The sequence below is a fragment of the Clostridium amazonense genome, from assembly GCF_056431285.1.
This window is the reverse complement of sequence record NZ_JBWKMH010000024.1, coordinates 52,676-68,748: the sequence shown is the minus strand read 5'-3', so window position 1 is coordinate 68,748 and position 16,073 is coordinate 52,676. Positions and strand designations below refer to the sequence as shown.

Genomic DNA, 16,073 nt, shown 5'->3' with positions numbered 1-16,073 from the left:
TAGATTTATTTATGAATTTTATAGTAAATAAAATAATCAAATTCTTTTTTAAATCTTTTTTCCCATTCTTCTATAAGTTCTGCTCTAAATTTAGGATGTGCTATGTTAATAAGTGCTCTAGCTCTTTCTTTTAAAGATTTACCTTTAAGTTCTGCTATTCCATATTCGGTAACGATATATTGAATAGCATTTCTTGATGTTGTTACAGCTGTACCTTTTTCTAAAAATGGAACTATTCTAGATACTTGTTCATTTTTAGCAGTTGATGGCATAGCTATTATGGACTTTCCACCATCTGACATATTGGCACCTCTTATAAAGTCAACTTGTCCCCCAACGCCACTAAATTGTTTCATTCCTATAGATTCTGATGCAACTTGACCCATTAAATCTACATGGATACAAGAATTAATAGCTACCATATTCTTATTTTTGCTTATAATATTTGGATCGTTTACATAATCTACAGGATAAGTTTCAATCATAGGATTATTATTAACAAAATCATATATTTTTTTAGTTCCCATTATAAAACTAACTACAATTTTATTTTTATGAATAGTTTTTCTTTTATTAGTAATAACACCTTTTTCTATTAAGTTTAAAACTCCATCAGATATCATTTCTGAATGAATTCCTAAATTTTTTTTGTTTTCTAAACACATTAATACCGCATCTGGTATAGAGCCTATTCCAAGTTGCAATGTAGAACCATCTTCTATAAGACTTGCACAATTCTTACCAATAGCTTTTTCTATATCAGTTATATTACTTTTATTTATTTCTATTAAGTCGTAATTTACTTCTACAATGTAATCAATGTCATTTATGTGTATAAATGAATCTCCTAGAGTTCTTGGCATATTAGGGTTTACTTCAGCAATTACTAACCTTGCACATTCTGCAGCTGGTTTTGTATAATCATTAGATATTCCAAAGCTACAAAATCCATGTTCATCTGGTGATGAAACTTGAATTATAGCTACGTCAACTGTTAAGTAGTCATCTCTAAACATTCTTGGTATTTCTGAGAAAAAACAAGGTGTAAAATCTGCATTTCCATTAGCTATCGCCTCTCTAGTTGTTGGTCCAGCAAAAAATGAATTATGTCTAAAATTATTATTGTTTTCTTTTTTTACATAGTCACCTAAACCCATACCAATCATATGAACAATTTCAATGCCTGAATATTTATCCTTTTCATTAACCATAGCTTCTACAACTTTTTTAGGTTCTCCAGCAGCATGACCTATAACGACTCTACTGCCATTTTTTATTTTTAAAGCAGCTTTTCTAGGTGATAAAAGTTTTTCTTTGTATAAATTTAACCACTCCATTTTTACTCCTTGTAATTACAATATTTTATTTTTAAAATTTAAATTATTTATTAATCAGTTTATAGTATTTTTTATTTTATCCCCCCTCTTACCAGCCCACTTATTTTAAAAGCAATTACTATGCCAATTTTAATTATTAAAAATAATGCTTACTTTTAGCCATTTAATTAATATTAATATAGATATAAATTTAAATATTTGATGATTATTTGCAATCGTTATTTTTTTAACTCTTTCTAAAGTTGTATTTACAATATGTTTACATATGTGTATGCAAAAATGCAATTTTTCATATTTGCAACTATTTGTTCATTTTTATTGATAATGTGAATCAAAACACTTTTTTAAATATGTGTTTAATTAAAAAGAAATAAGACTGATGATATTATAATCAACAGTCTAAATATGTTTATTAAAATAAAATCTAATTAAGATTTATTTTTAAAATATTTTTGCTTTTTCCTAATTAACGTAGATGGATCTATTTGTAGCGCTTTTGCTGCTGTTCTTACATTACCATATCGCTCTAATGCATCTTCTATAATTTCTATCTCAATTTTATCTATTATTTCTTTTAAGCTATATCCTTTTATAGAGTAATTGTTCATACTTAACATGTAATCTTGTTCAATTTTTGTATTTTTTATTTCTTGATCTAAATTTCTCTTGTATATAATATTTGATTCATTCATTATAATTTGCCGTTCCACTATATTTTTAAGTTCTCTTACATTTCCAGGCCACTCATAATTATAAAGACACTCTAATGCATTTTCACTAAAATTACATTTGGTATTATATTTTTCATTTATTTCATTTGTAAAGAAATCTATAAGTAACTTTATATCTTCTTTTCTTTCTCTTAATGGTGGTATTACTATAGGAAAAACACTTAATCTATAGTATAAATCTTCTCTAAATAATTTCATATCTATTAATTTTTTTAAATCTTTATTTGTTGCAGCTATTATTCGTATATCTACACTTATAGATTCAACACCACCAACTTTTTCAATTTGCTTTTCTTGAAGAACTCTTAAAAGTTTAACTTGAGTAGTTAATGGTAATTCGCCTACTTCATCTAAAAATATTGTCCCTCCATCTGCTAATTGAAATAAACCAATTTTCCCACCTTTGTTTGCACCAGTAAAAGCACCTGGTTCATATCCAAAAAGTTCTGATTCTATAAGATTTTCTGGAATTGCACCACAGTTTATTGTTATAAATGCATTATCTTTTCTTTTACTATTATAATGAATATATTTAGCTATTCCTTCTTTTCCTACACCTGTTTCACCTAATATTAACGCTGTAATATCTGTCTTGGATATTTTACTTGAGTTCCTTAAAACATCCATCATCGAGTTAGATTCTATTGACATTCCACTTATATTAAAAAGATTTTTCTTCATAACCTGTAATTCTTTGTCATATTCCATGGAAGAGTCATTATAAAAAGTAACTTCATTATTATCCATATTTCCCTCCATAAATTAAATAAGTTAGCTTTTAAATCCATACCCTAGTACTTCACATATATTGCTTACTGTTATAAAAGCATCTTTATCTACTTCATTTATATAATGCTTTAATTTGCCTACTTCTCTTCTTCCGATTACTACAACTAATATGTTTTTTTCTTTATTTGTGAATCCACCTCTTCCATTATAAAAAGTAGAGCACCTATCTAAATCTTTTATTATAAATTGATTAATTTTTTCATATTCTTTGCTAACTATAGTAACTTCCTTACACATGTTTATACCTTCTAATACTGCATCTATAACAAAACCATTTATTATTACACCTAGCATTGCATACATTGACATTTTTATTCCAAAAGCAAATGCAGCTGCAACTGTTATACTTAAATCAGATAATAATACAGCCTTTCCCAAATTAATATGAAAAAACTTATTTAAAATCTTTGCAATTATATCTGTTCCACCAGTAGATGCATTTTGATTGAAAACAATCCCCATTCCAGCTCCAGATATTAAAATTCCAAATATAAGTTCTAATAATATATCTCCAGTAAGTGAACCTTTTAAGTTTATAGTTTTTTCAAGAATTAAAACTGCAAAAGAAATTCCAAAACTAGCATAAATTGTTTTAACTCCAAAACTGCTACCAATAAATATAAAAGCCACTATAAATAAAACTATGTTAATAACAATCATAATAATCCCAACAGGTACTTTAGGAATGAAGTGATTTATAACTATGGCTAAACCATTTGCTCCACCTGTTGCTAGGTTATTATTCATTAAAAAGAAATACATTCCACATGCAACCATTATAATACCTATGTTTATAAGTAAAAATTCTTTTAATTTTTTTATCATAAAACTCCCCCTCTTATAACTTTTAAAAGTTAAATTATTAACTTATTTTTTTAAAACTAAATACTTAAAATGGTGAGATGCTATAGGGAAACAAGCTCGAATTCAAAACTATTTTTTAAGTTGTAAATATATTGCTTTCAAAAGAAATACTTACTATAAAATGATTCCGAGCTAGTCTCACTCTTAAGGGTATCCAAGTTTTGGAACTAATAATTATGAAGATGAACTTGGAACCCTATATTAAATGTTTAAAGTATTTTAAGTAAAATTTAAAATAAATAAAGCCCCTAACTAAACGTTAAGGGGCTAAAAATAGCACAACTATAAAATATATAAACTTCAATTTATATATATTTGTTGACACCCCCCATCTGCCGTAGAGTATTGGTGTATAAATCAAGGCAGGTCTTCTGACTCTGAATCATAAAATTACTTTAGCCTTCCCAATTTAAATCAGTGGCACTAATTTAAAGTAATTCTCCTCATTACAGCGGCGGGACCGTATAAGACTTTCACTTATTTCCCTTTTAAACAAAGCATAAAACTTTGTACCTTAATCTACTATATTCAATTAACTACGTAATAAAAAACAATTTTTTCACAAACCAAATCAAAATTTTCTTAATTTTCTCACCTATTCCAGTATATACCTTTCTCATATATTTATTCAAGTGCTATTCTAGATTTTTAATAAATATTAATTGCTTTATATAACCATATAATAAAACCTCCTCATTAGTAAATTTAATGAAGAAGTTTTATAAGAATAAACTGTAAGATTAATAGTATCATTTGATAAAAAGATTATTTTAAATTTTAATTTATCGATAAAAAAACTTTTTTTCATGAAGGGGTTGTATCAAAATAACTTAGTTAATAAATTAATTAATAAGTTTAATTTAAAATTATAAACTATATTATTAAATTAATGAAAAATATAAGGCTATTGGTAAACTTTAAATACCAATAGCCTGTTTCTTATAACACTACCATTCTCATTTAATATTTGAGTAATTTCATTTTTCAACTTGAAACCATATATTTTAACAAAAATATTTTTGATACAGCCCCTTGGAATAATACTATTCTAATTTGATAGTCAAAAAATCTCATATTCCTATATAATTTAAAAATTATGACATTCCTATAACCATTCCAATAATATAAGGAATTAACCAAACAATCCATACTAATAAACTAAATTTATGAAATGCTAATTTCTTTTTATCGTCTCCTTTAAATAATACCCATGTTGCCCAAATTGCATGAAATAGCATTAGTATAATAGCTATCATTCCTGTTATTCCATGAAGTGAAATTCCAGAAGCAGCATTACTTACTTCATTTAAAGATGCTATACGTTCCATAGTCAATGTGCCTGTAGTATCAAAAACAAGTCCTAACCAAAATGTAATAACATGCCATTTTCTTAGTGTTTTAGATTTTCTTTCTGAAAAAACACCTATAGTATAAAATACTAAAGCTAAAGTTATTGTGATAATTGCAAATATCAATTTCCCATCCATTTTTATCTATCTCCTCTTATTTTATTTCTTAAATTTAGTAAGTTATTTTTAACTTCTTTTATTTCTTCATCTGTAAAATTTTCAAATACTTTATCAAAGCTTTTATTAATTTCACATCTAAAATTTTTAGCAAATTCTATACCTTTATCTGAAAAAGTAACATATGTATTTCTTTTATCTTCATCATCTTTAATTTTTTTTACATAACCTTGTGATTCAAGTCTTTTGACTATACCAGACACAGTTCCCTTTGCTAAAAACATTTCATCACATAACTGAGATATATTAACCTTACCATTATGAGCTATTAACTTAATAACCATTATTTGCTGATGAGTAAGTCCACTTTCTTTTAAGTTATTACTAACTATTTCAATGGTACTTGCATATATCTCCTTTATAAGCATAGCTATTTCAAAAGAATTATAATTCATATACTTATTTCATCCCCATTCATAAATTAATTTTATAAACTATATTTAGCTTTAGTTTTTTCAAATTTTATAAAACTTATTAAAAATAATACACCAGCTATAAATAACGCAAATCCAAGGCCCATATAAAAGGAACCTAAGTATATAGGATTTACTATTTCTAAATTTCTTATAGTTATTCCAAAGAATATCATAAATCCCATTATGATATAGCTTTTAACATCGAAAAATGAAAATATACAATGTTTCTTTAAATTACTGTTTATAATTCTTTTAGTATGCTTTTCAAACATTTTACTAAATATAAATTTAAAAAATAGATAAAATATTATAGCTGAAAATAATGCACTTAAAATCAAGTTTCCATCATTAGTTTTTATATCACCTACTCCTAAAGTAAATACTCTAAATCCTGCAAACCCCCAAATAAGTCCCACTACAAGTAATAAAGTTTTCTTTTCTACTTTTAAAATATTCATTTTCTTTTCTCCTTATAGTTTGCATGCGAATCATTTAGTTTCTATGCAAACTATTTTATTATGTTATAAACAGCTTGTCAACATGAAATATATGTAAAGACCTCAAATAATACTTTTTATATTACTTGAGGTCTTTAATATAGGATTTCAAATTCAAATTTTCACATTCACTGTCCATTGTCAATTTTTTAAAATATATACCTTACATTTCAAATTGTTTAGAATACATATTATAATATGTTCCTTTTTTATTCATAAGTTCAAAATGATTTCCCTTTTCTACAATTTCACCATTATCTATTACCATTATAGTGTCAGCATCACGAATTGTACTAAGTCTATGAGCTATAATAAAACTACTTCTACCTTTCATAAGTTTTAGCATAGCTTCTTGGATATTAAGTTCTGTACGAGTATCAACATTACTTGTAGCTTCATCTAATATTAATATAGATGGATTAGATAAAATCACTCTAGCTATAGCTAAAAGTTGTTTTTGACCTTGACTCAAATTTGTTCCATTCTCTAGGAGTATTGTATTGTATCCATTTTTCATATGTCTAATAAATGAATGAGCATTTGCTATAATAGCAGCTTCTTTTACTTCATCATCAGTAGCATCTAGCCTTCCATATCTTATATTCTCCATTATCGTTCCTGAAAATAGATAAGTATCTTGAAGCACAATTCCAAATGCTTTTCTTAGACTGTCTCTTTTATAATTTTTTATATCAACACCATCAATTAAAATTTTTCCTTTAGAAACATCATAAAATCTTGATAGTAAATTTATAATTGTAGTCTTACCAGCCCCTGTTGGACCAACTAGTGCAATAGTTTCACCACTTTTCACATGAAAATTTATATTTTTTAAAATTAATGCTTCTTCACTATATCCAAAATATACATTTTCAAAAGTTATATCACCATTAATATTTGAAAGCTCTTTTGAATTTAAATTATCTTCTATCTCTTCATTTTCATCAAGAATTTCAAAAACTCTTTCTGCTCCTGCAAGGGCAGATTGAAGAGTATTAAATATATTTGCAAGCTCATTTAAAGGTCTTGTAAATTGTCTAGAATAACTTATAAAGCTTGCTATAACTCCAACAGTAATCATATTTTTAACAGCTAAAATTCCACCTACACCAGAAGTTATTGTAAAACCTATATTGTTAATAACATTCATAAACGGCATTAAAAATCCTGATAGAGTTTGTGCTTTTATTCCTACATCACAAAGTTTGTTATTTATATCATTAAATTCATTAATAACTTTATCTTCTTGATTAAAAGCTTTTATGACAAAGTTGCCGGATATAATTTCTTCAATATTGCCATTAAGTTTACCAAGTTCTGATTGTTGATTTTTAAATAATACTTTAGTCTTTTTTGCTATAGTTCTTGTTAATAAGAATACTAACGGTATTGTTACAAGACTTGCAATTGTAAGATATATATTTAGTACTATCATCATTATGAAAGAACCTATTATAGTAATGGCACCAGACATTAATTGAATTGTTGATTGAGAAATAGTTGTGCTTATATTATCTATATCATTAGTAAGTCTACTCATAACATCCCCATTACTATGTGTATCAAAAAAAGATATAGGTAATTTTTGAAGTTTATTAAATAATGATTTTCTTAAATTTTTCACAATTTTTTGAGATACACTTGCTATGATATAACTCTGCAAAAAATTTGTTACTGCATCAATTAAATATGAAATTATTAAAACAAAAATTATTATTTTCAATGCTGTAAAATCTACAAGGTTATTTTTAATAGACATGCTATCTATAGCTTTACCTGTTAAAAATGGAACTAATAAACTTATTAATGAAGTTACTATTATAAAAAGAAATACAATTATTAAGGATTTTTTTTCATCTAAAAAATATTCCCACAGTCTTTTGAATGTTCCTTTAAAGTCTTTTGGCTTTATTACTGGAGATGAAAATCTTCTACGTCCACCACCAAATCCATTTTGAAAATTACCTACTGGTCTAGTATTCATATTACATCATCTCCTTGCCAACTTGTGATAAAAGTATTTCCTTATAAACTTCACAATTCTTTGATAATTCTTCATGTGTTCCAATTCCAGCTACACAACCTCCATCAAGCACTAATATTTTATCAGCATGCATAACAGATGTAATACGTTGAGCAATTATTATTGATGTAAGAGAATTAGAATATTCTTTAAGGGAATTTCTAATATTTTCTTCTGTAACTGCATCTAATGCACTTACAGAGTCATCTAATATTAAAATTTCTGGATTTTTGACTAATGCTCTAGCTATAGATATACGTTGTTTTTGCCCACCTGATAAATTTACTCCACCTTGACCTAATGTAGTATTGTATCCATCTTTAAATTCTTTAATAAAATCATGAGCATTTGCCAATATGGATGCTTTTTCAACTTCTTCATATGTAGCAGAATTTTTGCCTATTTTTATATTATCAATGATAGTTCCAGAAAAGAGAACAACCTTTTGAGGAACTATTGAAATTTTATTTCTTAAATCTTTTCTATTTATGTTTTCAATATTTACATTATTTATTTTTATATTTCCTGAATTAGGTTTATAAAACCCCATAATTAAGTTTGCTATAGTACTTTTACCTGAACCAGTAGAACCAATTATTCCTAGAGTTTCAGAAGTGTCTAAAGTAAAATTAATATTATTAAGAACAATATCATCATTTTCGTCACAATAAGAAAATGATACATTATTAAATTCTACTTTTCCTTTTATATTGTTTTCTTCTAATTTTATATTAACTTCATTTTCATCAATCTTCTCGGAAAAAATTTCATTTATCCGCTCACAAGATGCACTAGCTTTTACAAATACTGTGAAAACACGAGATATTATCATTAAGGAAAATAGTATATGTGTCATATAATTTACAAATGCAATTATTTCTCCAACTTGCATTGTTCCATTGTTTACTTTAGTTCCTCCTATCCAAAGTATTAATACAATACATAAATTAACACTAAGAGTAATTAATGGTGAAAATATAGCCATAATTTTTAGTGTTTTAGATGAGATATTCGTTAAGTTTTCATTACACATTTCAAATCTAGATGTTTCATAATCAAATCTATTAAATGCTTTAACAACCCTAACTCCTTGCAAATACTCTCTCATAACAGAATTAACTTTATCTAAAGAATTCTGCACTTTTGTAAACATTGGATAACCAATTTTCATATTAATTGCTATTAATATGAAAATTATAGGTATAATTGCAAAAAAAATTAAAGACATACGCCTATTAAGTTTTATAGCCATAATAAGACTTCCTAAACATAAAATCGGAGCTTTTGCAAATATCCTCATAAGACCATTAACAAAATTTTGAATTTGTGTTACATCATTAGTAAGTCGTGTTACTAATGATGCACCATCATATTTATCTATGGTTTTAAAAGGTAGTTTTTGAATTTTAGTAAAAAGATCAATTCTAAGTTCTGTGCCAAATCTTTGAGATACATTGCTTGCAATAATATTACGCCCAGTGGCACCAATTGCACCTAATCCAGTAATAACTATCATCAACATAGATTTTGAAAGAACAAAGTTCATATCATTTTTTGCTACACCTATATCTACAATTTTAGACATTATAGTTGGTTGAATAAGGTCACATACTGTTTCAAGTATTAAAAAAAATAATGCACTAAAAAACAATTTCCAATATTTTTTAATGTATTTGTTCAAAAATTTCATATGTCATCACCTCTTAAATCTAGATAATATAGGGTTCAAATTTTAAATAACATTTTATAAAATGATAATTCTAGAGTTATAAGTTATTCCTATTTCTATATTGGAAATCAATTACGAACTAAGAAGTAAGAGTGAAAAGTGATGGTAGATATTACTCACTTTGTTCCTAATGTCTAAAAATAGGTTAATTTTTGTACAGTAGTTTAAATGTATCTTTCTCAACTAAAGCATGAATAACTTAAAGTTCTAAATTTGATTCCTATATAATTATATGTAAAATATAATTTATATAATTCTATAAAAAAAATATATATCCTTTAAAATAAAAAATAGAATCAATCTATATTTTGTTTAAATAGATTGATTCTATTAAATTATATATATTATATCTTAGTTTTTATAGTTCTAAATAATTAATTTTTAAATCTAAGTTTCAGGACTTGTTATAAACTTAGATGAATCTGGATAGTTTCTAGCTGCATTTGATACATTTGCATAAGCAGTTAAATAAGTCCATACTACTTTGTTTAAACTTAATGCAGTTTCACTTTTAAGGGCAAGTAAAGTTAATTCTAATGCTACATCCATTTCATTTCTTCCTGAAGAATCCATTTAAACACCTTCTCTAAATAAAATATTTATCACTAATTAATATATAGTTTATTAATATTTTGGGTACTCTATAATTTACATAAACGGAATATTATATTATGCATATTTAAATAAATCTTTAGTGAAAATATTAGTTGATGATATAATTAATAGAAAATAGTGATTTAGATAGGAGTTAATTATTATGAGTGAAAAACTTTACTTTAATGGTGACATATTAACTATGGAAAATGAATTATATGTTGAAGCTTTGCTTATAAAAAATGATAAAATATTTAAAACAGGATCAAAAGATGAATTAATTAAAGTCGCAAGTAAAGAAGTAGAATTTATTGATTTACAAGGTAAAACATTAATGCCTTCCTTTATTGATAGTCATAGTCACTTTTCAGGATATGCAACATCCCTTTTACAAGTTTCAGTAGAAGAAGCAACCAATTTCAATGATATTATAGATTCTATTCAGAATTTTATTAAAAAGAATAATATAAAATCTGGTGAATGGATTTCAGTTAAAGGATATGATCATAATAACTTAACTGAAAAAACACACCCGACTAAAGAAATTTTAGATAAAGCTGCTCCAAATAATCCTGTAGCATTGCAACATCAAAGTGGACATAATGGTGTATTTAATTCTAAAGCATTAGATATACTAAATATCAAAAGTGAAACACCTAACCCTTCTGGTGGAATTATTGAAAAAGAAAATGGTGAACCAACAGGTTATGTTGAAGAAAATGCATATGTAAATAATATTCAAAAAGTACCTATGCCTTCTATGGAAGACCTTTCAACAGCACTAGTAAAAGCACAAGATACATATGCAAGTTATGGAATTACAACAATGCAAGAAGGCATGATAGTTCCAATGCTTGGTGATATATTAGACTTATTAAGAGTAAAGAAATTGCTTAAGCTTGATTTAATTGGATATATAGACTTAAGAGATTATGAAATCCTTGTTAAAAGATTTAATAGTTGTATTAAAAAATATGAAAATCACTTAAAAATTGGTGGATATAAAATTTTCTTAGATGGGTCACCTCAAAGCCGTACAGCATGGATGTTAGAGCCTTATAAAAATGGTGAAGCTAACTACATGGGATATCCTATATATGAAGATAATGCTTTAACTGAAAAGGTAACATTAGCAATAAAAGATGATATGCAGCTGCTTGCTCATTGCAATGGAGATGCTGCTTGTAAGCAATATATAAATGCATATAATGATGCTATTAAAAATGCTCATACTAAAAATGATATAAGACCAGTCATAATACATGCTCAGCTTTTAAGAAAAGATCAGCTAGATGATGTTAAACGTCTTAACATGATACCATCTTTCTTTGTTGCTCATGTATATCACTGGGGTGATATACATGTAGAAAACTTTGGATTTGAAAGAGCAAGTTCTATAAGTTTAGCAAATTCCGCACTAAAAAAAGGAATTAAATTTACATTTCATCAAGATTCACCAGTAATAGAACCTAATATGTTAGAAACAGTTTGGTGTTCTGTTAATAGAATAACTAAAAAAGGTATTGTACTAGGTCAAGATGAAAGAATAGAACCATTAGAAGCATTAAAAGCAGTTACAATAAATGCAGCATATCAATACTTTGAAGAAGATTTAAAAGGAAGTCTTAAAGAAAATAAACTTGCAGATTTAATCATATTAAATGAAAATCCATTAAAAGTAGATAAAATGGATATTAAAAGCATAAAAGTACTTGAAACAATTAAAGAAGGTAAAACCATATTTAAATTATAATAGTAAAAAACTACTCTTATCTCAGGAGTAGTTTTTTACTATTATCTTATAGAAATATATATGTGTATTTCTTGATTTTTTAAATCACTATTTTCATTTTCTTGATATTCTTCAAAGTCATAACTATACATCCTATCTAAATTCATTTTCCATAATTTACACCAAAATAATGCTACTGACTTTTGAATGTCTCCTTTTATTATGAACTTAGCATATTTTCCAGCAGGTATTCTTTTATATACCAAAGGATATTGCACTATAGATTCACTATTTACTTCAACACAAGTTAAAAAATTAAATGGTTTTGTAAAATCTCCTTCATAGTCTGTATATAATCCAATAGTTTTGTTATTAACTTTTCCAGATATTTTTGAATAGTAATTATTATTAAAAAAATTACTCCATAAAGCTCCAATATCTTTAATTGATTTTTCTTCTTCATTAGTTGTATTTTTTATTAACCCAACAATATGCTTTTCATCTAAATTTACTATTTCATAATTCATAAGTATATACCTCGCTTACTTTTTTATTAAAGTATAACGAAACTAATATGACATAAGTATGTCATATTAGGAAAACATACAAAAATAAAAGCTAGATATTTAGTATATCTAGCTAATGTATTTTAATTTATTAATAATCAATTATGCTTTTTTAACAAATTCAGATTTTAAAGACATTGCTCCAAATCCATCAATTTTACAATCAATGTTATGATCTCCATCAACTAAACGTATATTTTTAACTTTAGTTCCGATTTTTATAGAAGATGAAGCACCCTTTACTTTAAGATCTTTTATAACTGTTACAGTATCACCATCTTGTAAAATATTTCCGTTAGCATCTTTTACAACTAATACATCATCAGTGTTTTCATTTTGTGATTCTAAGTTCCATTCGTGTGCACATTCTGGGCAAACAAAAAGACTTCCATCTTCATAAGTGTATTCTGAATTACATTTTGGGCAATTTGGTAAATTACTCATTAAATTCCTCCGTTCATTACGTTAATTATGTTTAAAATTTATAAGACGATTTATATAATAACATATTATTTTTACACTTACAAATATTTTTATAAAAACCTAAGATAATTCCCACTTTATTGTTATTTTTAGATTATGATTTTCCATGGATGAATATAGACTTGCACCTAATCCTTTTGTAAATGATTTAACTATGCTAAGACCTATTCCAGTAGTTTCATTAGTTCTAGAATTGTTTCCTGTATAAAATCTATTGAATATTTTCAAGCAGTCATCTTCTTTTAATGATGGTGCATAATTAATAAATTCTGAAATTATATAATTATTTTCTTTTTTTAAGGATATTTTTACATACTTTTCACCATATTTTAAGCTATTATTAATCAAGTTTGAAAATATTCTATTTAGAGCATTTTTATCAGATATTATAGAATCCATATTATCATCAATATCTATTATTGGATCTATATTTTTTACTATAAAATCATTATAAAATAATGCAATATTTTCACATAAAACATCTTGAATATTAACTTTTTCAAAATTAAATTTATACTCGTCAGATTGAATTCTTGATAAATCATAAAAATTATTAATTAAATTTTGTAGTGTTTTTGTTCTTTTCTCAATAATACTAATGTATTCATTTTTATCACTACAACTTATATTATCACTTTTTATTAACTGCATATATCCAATTATAGACGTAAGAGGAGTTCTTAAGTCATGTGACATATTTGTAACACTAGTTTTTAGCTCTTCTTCTATATTTTTAGATTTAATATTTATCTTTTGATTTTCTTCATATAGTAAATTTATGTTACTTGCAAGTTCATCTATATATTTAAAGGATGTTTTTGTTTTTAAATTTTTGTATTCACTTAAATTGTCTTTAATTTGAGCTGATATATATTTTAAATCTTTTAACATGAGAATAATAAAGGCAAGTAAAATTATTATAATTATTATTAATATATATATTACCATTAAATTACTCACCTCACTTTCTATTTACTTAATATCTTGTTTTTTTAACATGTAAGTTCCCAAAATTAAAGAAATTATAGTTGATACTAAACTTATTACAATACATTTTATAGTTTGACTGTTAGTTGCATTAATTGAAATTGCTACTGCTGAATTATAAAAAGGAGTTAACTCATATATTCTATCAAACCATGTATAACTTCCATAGAAAAATGATGCTATTGTAGGAAGTAAAATAAATATACCAACAGATACTCCTATAACTGCTCCATTACTTTTTAAAATTGTAGAAACTAACATTATAATTCCAACAACAGCACTATATGATATTACTGAAACTAAAAATGTTTTTAAAATTGTGATTAACTGAACAAACTTAAATTCCTCACCCCAACCACGGATAAATGTATGACCTATAGTAGATATACCAACTTGAATAGCTATTACAATTATTACTCCAATAAGTATAGATAAAAACTTTGAAAAATAGAAATACTCTCGCTTTTTACCATAAGCTAATGTGTTTTTTATAGTTCCCTCACTATATTCTTTAGCCATTAACGCACCAACCAATATACCTATAAAGATTTCTATAACACCTGATCCAAAAGATGAATAAAAAACTTCTTTTGATGTAGGGTTAAACTCATCACTCCATGCACTACTATTAAAGCCTAACTGACCTGGATTTATAGGTGTATCGCTTTTTTCTTCTTGTCTTATATTTTCAATTTGTTCAGTTATTTCTTTTTCACTAAGATTTTTCATAGAGCTTTTTGCTAAATCTTCACTTAAAGATACTGACATAGCTAACATTAAAGTTGATAATATTGCTGCTATAATACAGACTACTTTAAAAGATCTATTTTTAAATAATTTATATAATTCTGCTTTAAATAATCTAATCATTTTATTTTCCTCCAACAACATTCATAAAATATTCCTCTAAATTTTCGCCTTCTAATGAAATGTTTTCAACTATTACACCTGACTTTGAAATAGTTGAATTTATCAATCCTATTTCATTTAAATTGCTAAATATTTTTATCATGTTATCTTCTAGAACTTCATAATCCATAATATTTAAATTTCTTTCTAAAATAATTGATGCTTTTGATAAATCATCAACTTTAAGAAGAATATATTGTCTACATATAGCTTTTAATTCAGAATCTGAAATTTCTTTTATTAATTCTCCATTATTAATTATTCCATAATGAGTTGCAAGCTCTGATAATTCTCCAAGTATATGACTTGATATTAATATAGTTGTATTTTTTTCCTTATTTATCTTTTTTAAAAGTTCCCTTATTTCTATTATTCCCATAGGATCTAATCCATTTATTGGTTCATCTAATATTAGAAATTTAGGATTTCCAAGTAGTGCATTAGCGATTCCTAGCCTTTGTTTCATACCTAATGAAAAATTTTTAACTTTTTTGTTCCTACTATTATTTAATCCAACTAATTCTAAAATTTCATCAATACAATTTTTATCTGGAATGTTTCTAACTAATCTTGAAATTTCTAAATTTTCCTTTGCAGACATATTACCATAAAAAGCTGGATATTCTATTAAGCTACCAATAAATGTTCTAGCTTCATTTAAATGATTCTCATTAGTTCCTCCAAATAATTCTATTTCACCTTTAGTTTTGTGAATTAACCCTGTAATCATACGAATAAGAGTAGTTTTTCCTGCACCATTTTTACCAATGAATCCATATATTGAGCCTTTTTCTATTGTCATATTTACATTAGCTACTACATATTGATTTTCATATTTTTTAGTTAAATTATGTGTCTTTAATATTATATCTCTCATTTTATACTTTCCC

15 protein-coding genes and 1 riboswitch are annotated in these 16,073 nt (G+C 25.7%); of the genes, 1 reads left to right on the top strand and 14 read right to left on the bottom strand.

The genetic code is table 11. The annotated features are described in order from the left end of the window. Positions 1-5: 5 nt before the first annotated feature. From AC07E4_RS09650 to AC07E4_RS09610, 9 genes are all read right to left on the bottom strand, one after another. Entirely contained in the window at positions 6-1,337 is a 1,332-nt protein-coding gene (locus tag AC07E4_RS09650) for an acetyl-CoA hydrolase/transferase family protein (protein WP_478216264.1), read from the bottom strand. Between the two features lie 428 nt (positions 1,338-1,765). Next, entirely contained in the window at positions 1,766-2,815 is a 1,050-nt protein-coding gene (locus tag AC07E4_RS09645) for a sigma-54 interaction domain-containing protein (RefSeq protein WP_478216263.1), read from the bottom strand. A 24-nt stretch (positions 2,816-2,839) separates the two neighbouring features. Then, on the bottom strand, positions 2,840-3,682 hold the full coding sequence (locus AC07E4_RS09640) for a YitT family protein (RefSeq protein ID WP_040327439.1): 843 nt from the start codon (positions 3,680-3,682) through the stop codon (positions 2,840-2,842). A gap of 383 nt (positions 3,683-4,065) precedes the next feature. Further along, positions 4,066-4,253, bottom strand: a riboswitch (cobalamin riboswitch). A gap of 562 nt (positions 4,254-4,815) precedes the next feature. Continuing rightward, positions 4,816-5,208 carry an HsmA family protein gene (locus AC07E4_RS09635; protein ID WP_040327438.1) on the bottom strand — a complete coding sequence of 131 codons (393 nt, stop codon included), beginning with the start codon at positions 5,206-5,208 and terminating at the stop codon, positions 4,816-4,818. 2 nt (positions 5,209-5,210) lie between these two features. Continuing rightward, a complete protein-coding gene (locus AC07E4_RS09630; RefSeq protein ID WP_040327437.1) occupies positions 5,211-5,642 on the bottom strand; it encodes a MarR family winged helix-turn-helix transcriptional regulator in 432 nt (143 codons plus the stop codon). Between the two features lie 32 nt (positions 5,643-5,674). Next, positions 5,675-6,121, bottom strand: a complete 447-nt coding sequence (locus AC07E4_RS09625) for a hypothetical protein (protein WP_478216262.1) — start codon at positions 6,119-6,121, stop codon at positions 5,675-5,677. 202 nt (positions 6,122-6,323) lie between these two features. Beyond that, positions 6,324-8,144: an ABC transporter ATP-binding protein gene (locus AC07E4_RS09620; RefSeq protein ID WP_478216261.1), complete on the bottom strand. Its 1,821-nt coding sequence runs from the start codon at positions 8,142-8,144 to the stop codon at positions 6,324-6,326. A 1-nt stretch (position 8,145) separates the two neighbouring features. Next, positions 8,146-9,873, bottom strand: a complete 1,728-nt coding sequence (locus tag AC07E4_RS09615; RefSeq protein ID WP_478216260.1) for an ABC transporter ATP-binding protein — start codon at positions 9,871-9,873, stop codon at positions 8,146-8,148. 426 nt (positions 9,874-10,299) lie between these two features. Further along, a complete protein-coding gene (locus tag AC07E4_RS09610; protein WP_040327433.1) occupies positions 10,300-10,485 on the bottom strand; it encodes a hypothetical protein in 186 nt (61 codons plus the stop codon). A 184-nt stretch (positions 10,486-10,669) separates the two neighbouring features. On the opposite strand from AC07E4_RS09610, the gene AC07E4_RS09605 reads away from it, so the two are divergent. Further along, positions 10,670-12,259 (top strand): amidohydrolase, encoded by a 1,590-nt coding sequence (locus AC07E4_RS09605; protein ID WP_478216259.1) that lies wholly within the window; start codon positions 10,670-10,672, stop codon positions 12,257-12,259. A gap of 41 nt (positions 12,260-12,300) precedes the next feature. Here AC07E4_RS09605 and AC07E4_RS09600 read toward each other — a convergent pair whose 3' ends face one another. The 5 genes from AC07E4_RS09600 to AC07E4_RS09580 all read right to left on the bottom strand — a co-directional run bounded on the left by AC07E4_RS09600 (position 12,301) and on the right by AC07E4_RS09580 (position 16,060). Beyond that, positions 12,301-12,765, bottom strand: a complete 465-nt coding sequence (locus tag AC07E4_RS09600; RefSeq protein WP_478216258.1) for a GyrI-like domain-containing protein — start codon at positions 12,763-12,765, stop codon at positions 12,301-12,303. 141 nt (positions 12,766-12,906) lie between these two features. Further along, entirely contained in the window at positions 12,907-13,248 is a 342-nt protein-coding gene (locus AC07E4_RS09595) for a zinc ribbon domain-containing protein YjdM (protein ID WP_040327430.1), read from the bottom strand. Positions 13,249-13,347: 99 nt separating this feature from the next. Then, positions 13,348-14,235, bottom strand: coding sequence for a sensor histidine kinase (locus tag AC07E4_RS09590; protein ID WP_478216257.1), 888 nt, complete (start codon positions 14,233-14,235; stop codon positions 13,348-13,350). Positions 14,236-14,259: 24 nt separating this feature from the next. Further along, positions 14,260-15,144 (bottom strand): ABC transporter permease subunit, encoded by an 885-nt coding sequence (locus AC07E4_RS09585; RefSeq protein WP_478216256.1) that lies wholly within the window; start codon positions 15,142-15,144, stop codon positions 14,260-14,262. Position 15,145: 1 nt separating this feature from the next. After that, positions 15,146-16,060 carry an ATP-binding cassette domain-containing protein gene (locus AC07E4_RS09580; RefSeq protein WP_478216255.1) on the bottom strand — a complete coding sequence of 305 codons (915 nt, stop codon included), beginning with the start codon at positions 16,058-16,060 and terminating at the stop codon, positions 15,146-15,148. Positions 16,061-16,073 lie beyond the last annotated feature (13 nt).

Excerpts from the sequence above, each read along its gene's own strand:
- AC07E4_RS09595 (WP_040327430.1), bottom strand. The coding sequence starts at position 13,248 with ATGAGTAATTTACCAAATTGCCCAAAATGTAATTCAGAATACACTTAT.
- AC07E4_RS09590 (WP_478216257.1), bottom strand. The coding sequence starts at position 14,235 with ATGGTAATATATATATTAATAATAATTATAATAATTTTACTTGCCTTT.
- AC07E4_RS09620 (WP_478216261.1), bottom strand. The coding sequence starts at position 8,144 with ATGAATACTAGACCAGTAGGTAATTTTCAAAATGGATTTGGTGGTGGA.
- AC07E4_RS09585 (WP_478216256.1), bottom strand. The coding sequence starts at position 15,144 with ATGATTAGATTATTTAAAGCAGAATTATATAAATTATTTAAAAATAGA.
- AC07E4_RS09640 (WP_040327439.1), bottom strand. The coding sequence starts at position 3,682 with ATGATAAAAAAATTAAAAGAATTTTTACTTATAAACATAGGTATTATA.
- AC07E4_RS09580 (WP_478216255.1), bottom strand. The coding sequence starts at position 16,060 with ATGAGAGATATAATATTAAAGACACATAATTTAACTAAAAAATATGAA.
- AC07E4_RS09645 (WP_478216263.1), bottom strand. The coding sequence starts at position 2,815 with ATGGATAATAATGAAGTTACTTTTTATAATGACTCTTCCATGGAATAT.
- AC07E4_RS09635 (WP_040327438.1), bottom strand. The coding sequence starts at position 5,208 with ATGGATGGGAAATTGATATTTGCAATTATCACAATAACTTTAGCTTTA.
- AC07E4_RS09625 (WP_478216262.1), bottom strand. The coding sequence starts at position 6,121 with ATGAATATTTTAAAAGTAGAAAAGAAAACTTTATTACTTGTAGTGGGA.
- AC07E4_RS09605 (WP_478216259.1), top strand. The coding sequence starts at position 10,670 with ATGAGTGAAAAACTTTACTTTAATGGTGACATATTAACTATGGAAAAT.
- AC07E4_RS09615 (WP_478216260.1), bottom strand. The coding sequence starts at position 9,873 with ATGAAATTTTTGAACAAATACATTAAAAAATATTGGAAATTGTTTTTT.
- AC07E4_RS09600 (WP_478216258.1), bottom strand. The coding sequence starts at position 12,765 with ATGAATTATGAAATAGTAAATTTAGATGAAAAGCATATTGTTGGGTTA.
- AC07E4_RS09650 (WP_478216264.1), bottom strand. The coding sequence starts at position 1,337 with ATGGAGTGGTTAAATTTATACAAAGAAAAACTTTTATCACCTAGAAAA.
- AC07E4_RS09610 (WP_040327433.1), bottom strand. The coding sequence starts at position 10,485 with ATGGATTCTTCAGGAAGAAATGAAATGGATGTAGCATTAGAATTAACT.
- AC07E4_RS09630 (WP_040327437.1), bottom strand. The coding sequence starts at position 5,642 with ATGAATTATAATTCTTTTGAAATAGCTATGCTTATAAAGGAGATATAT.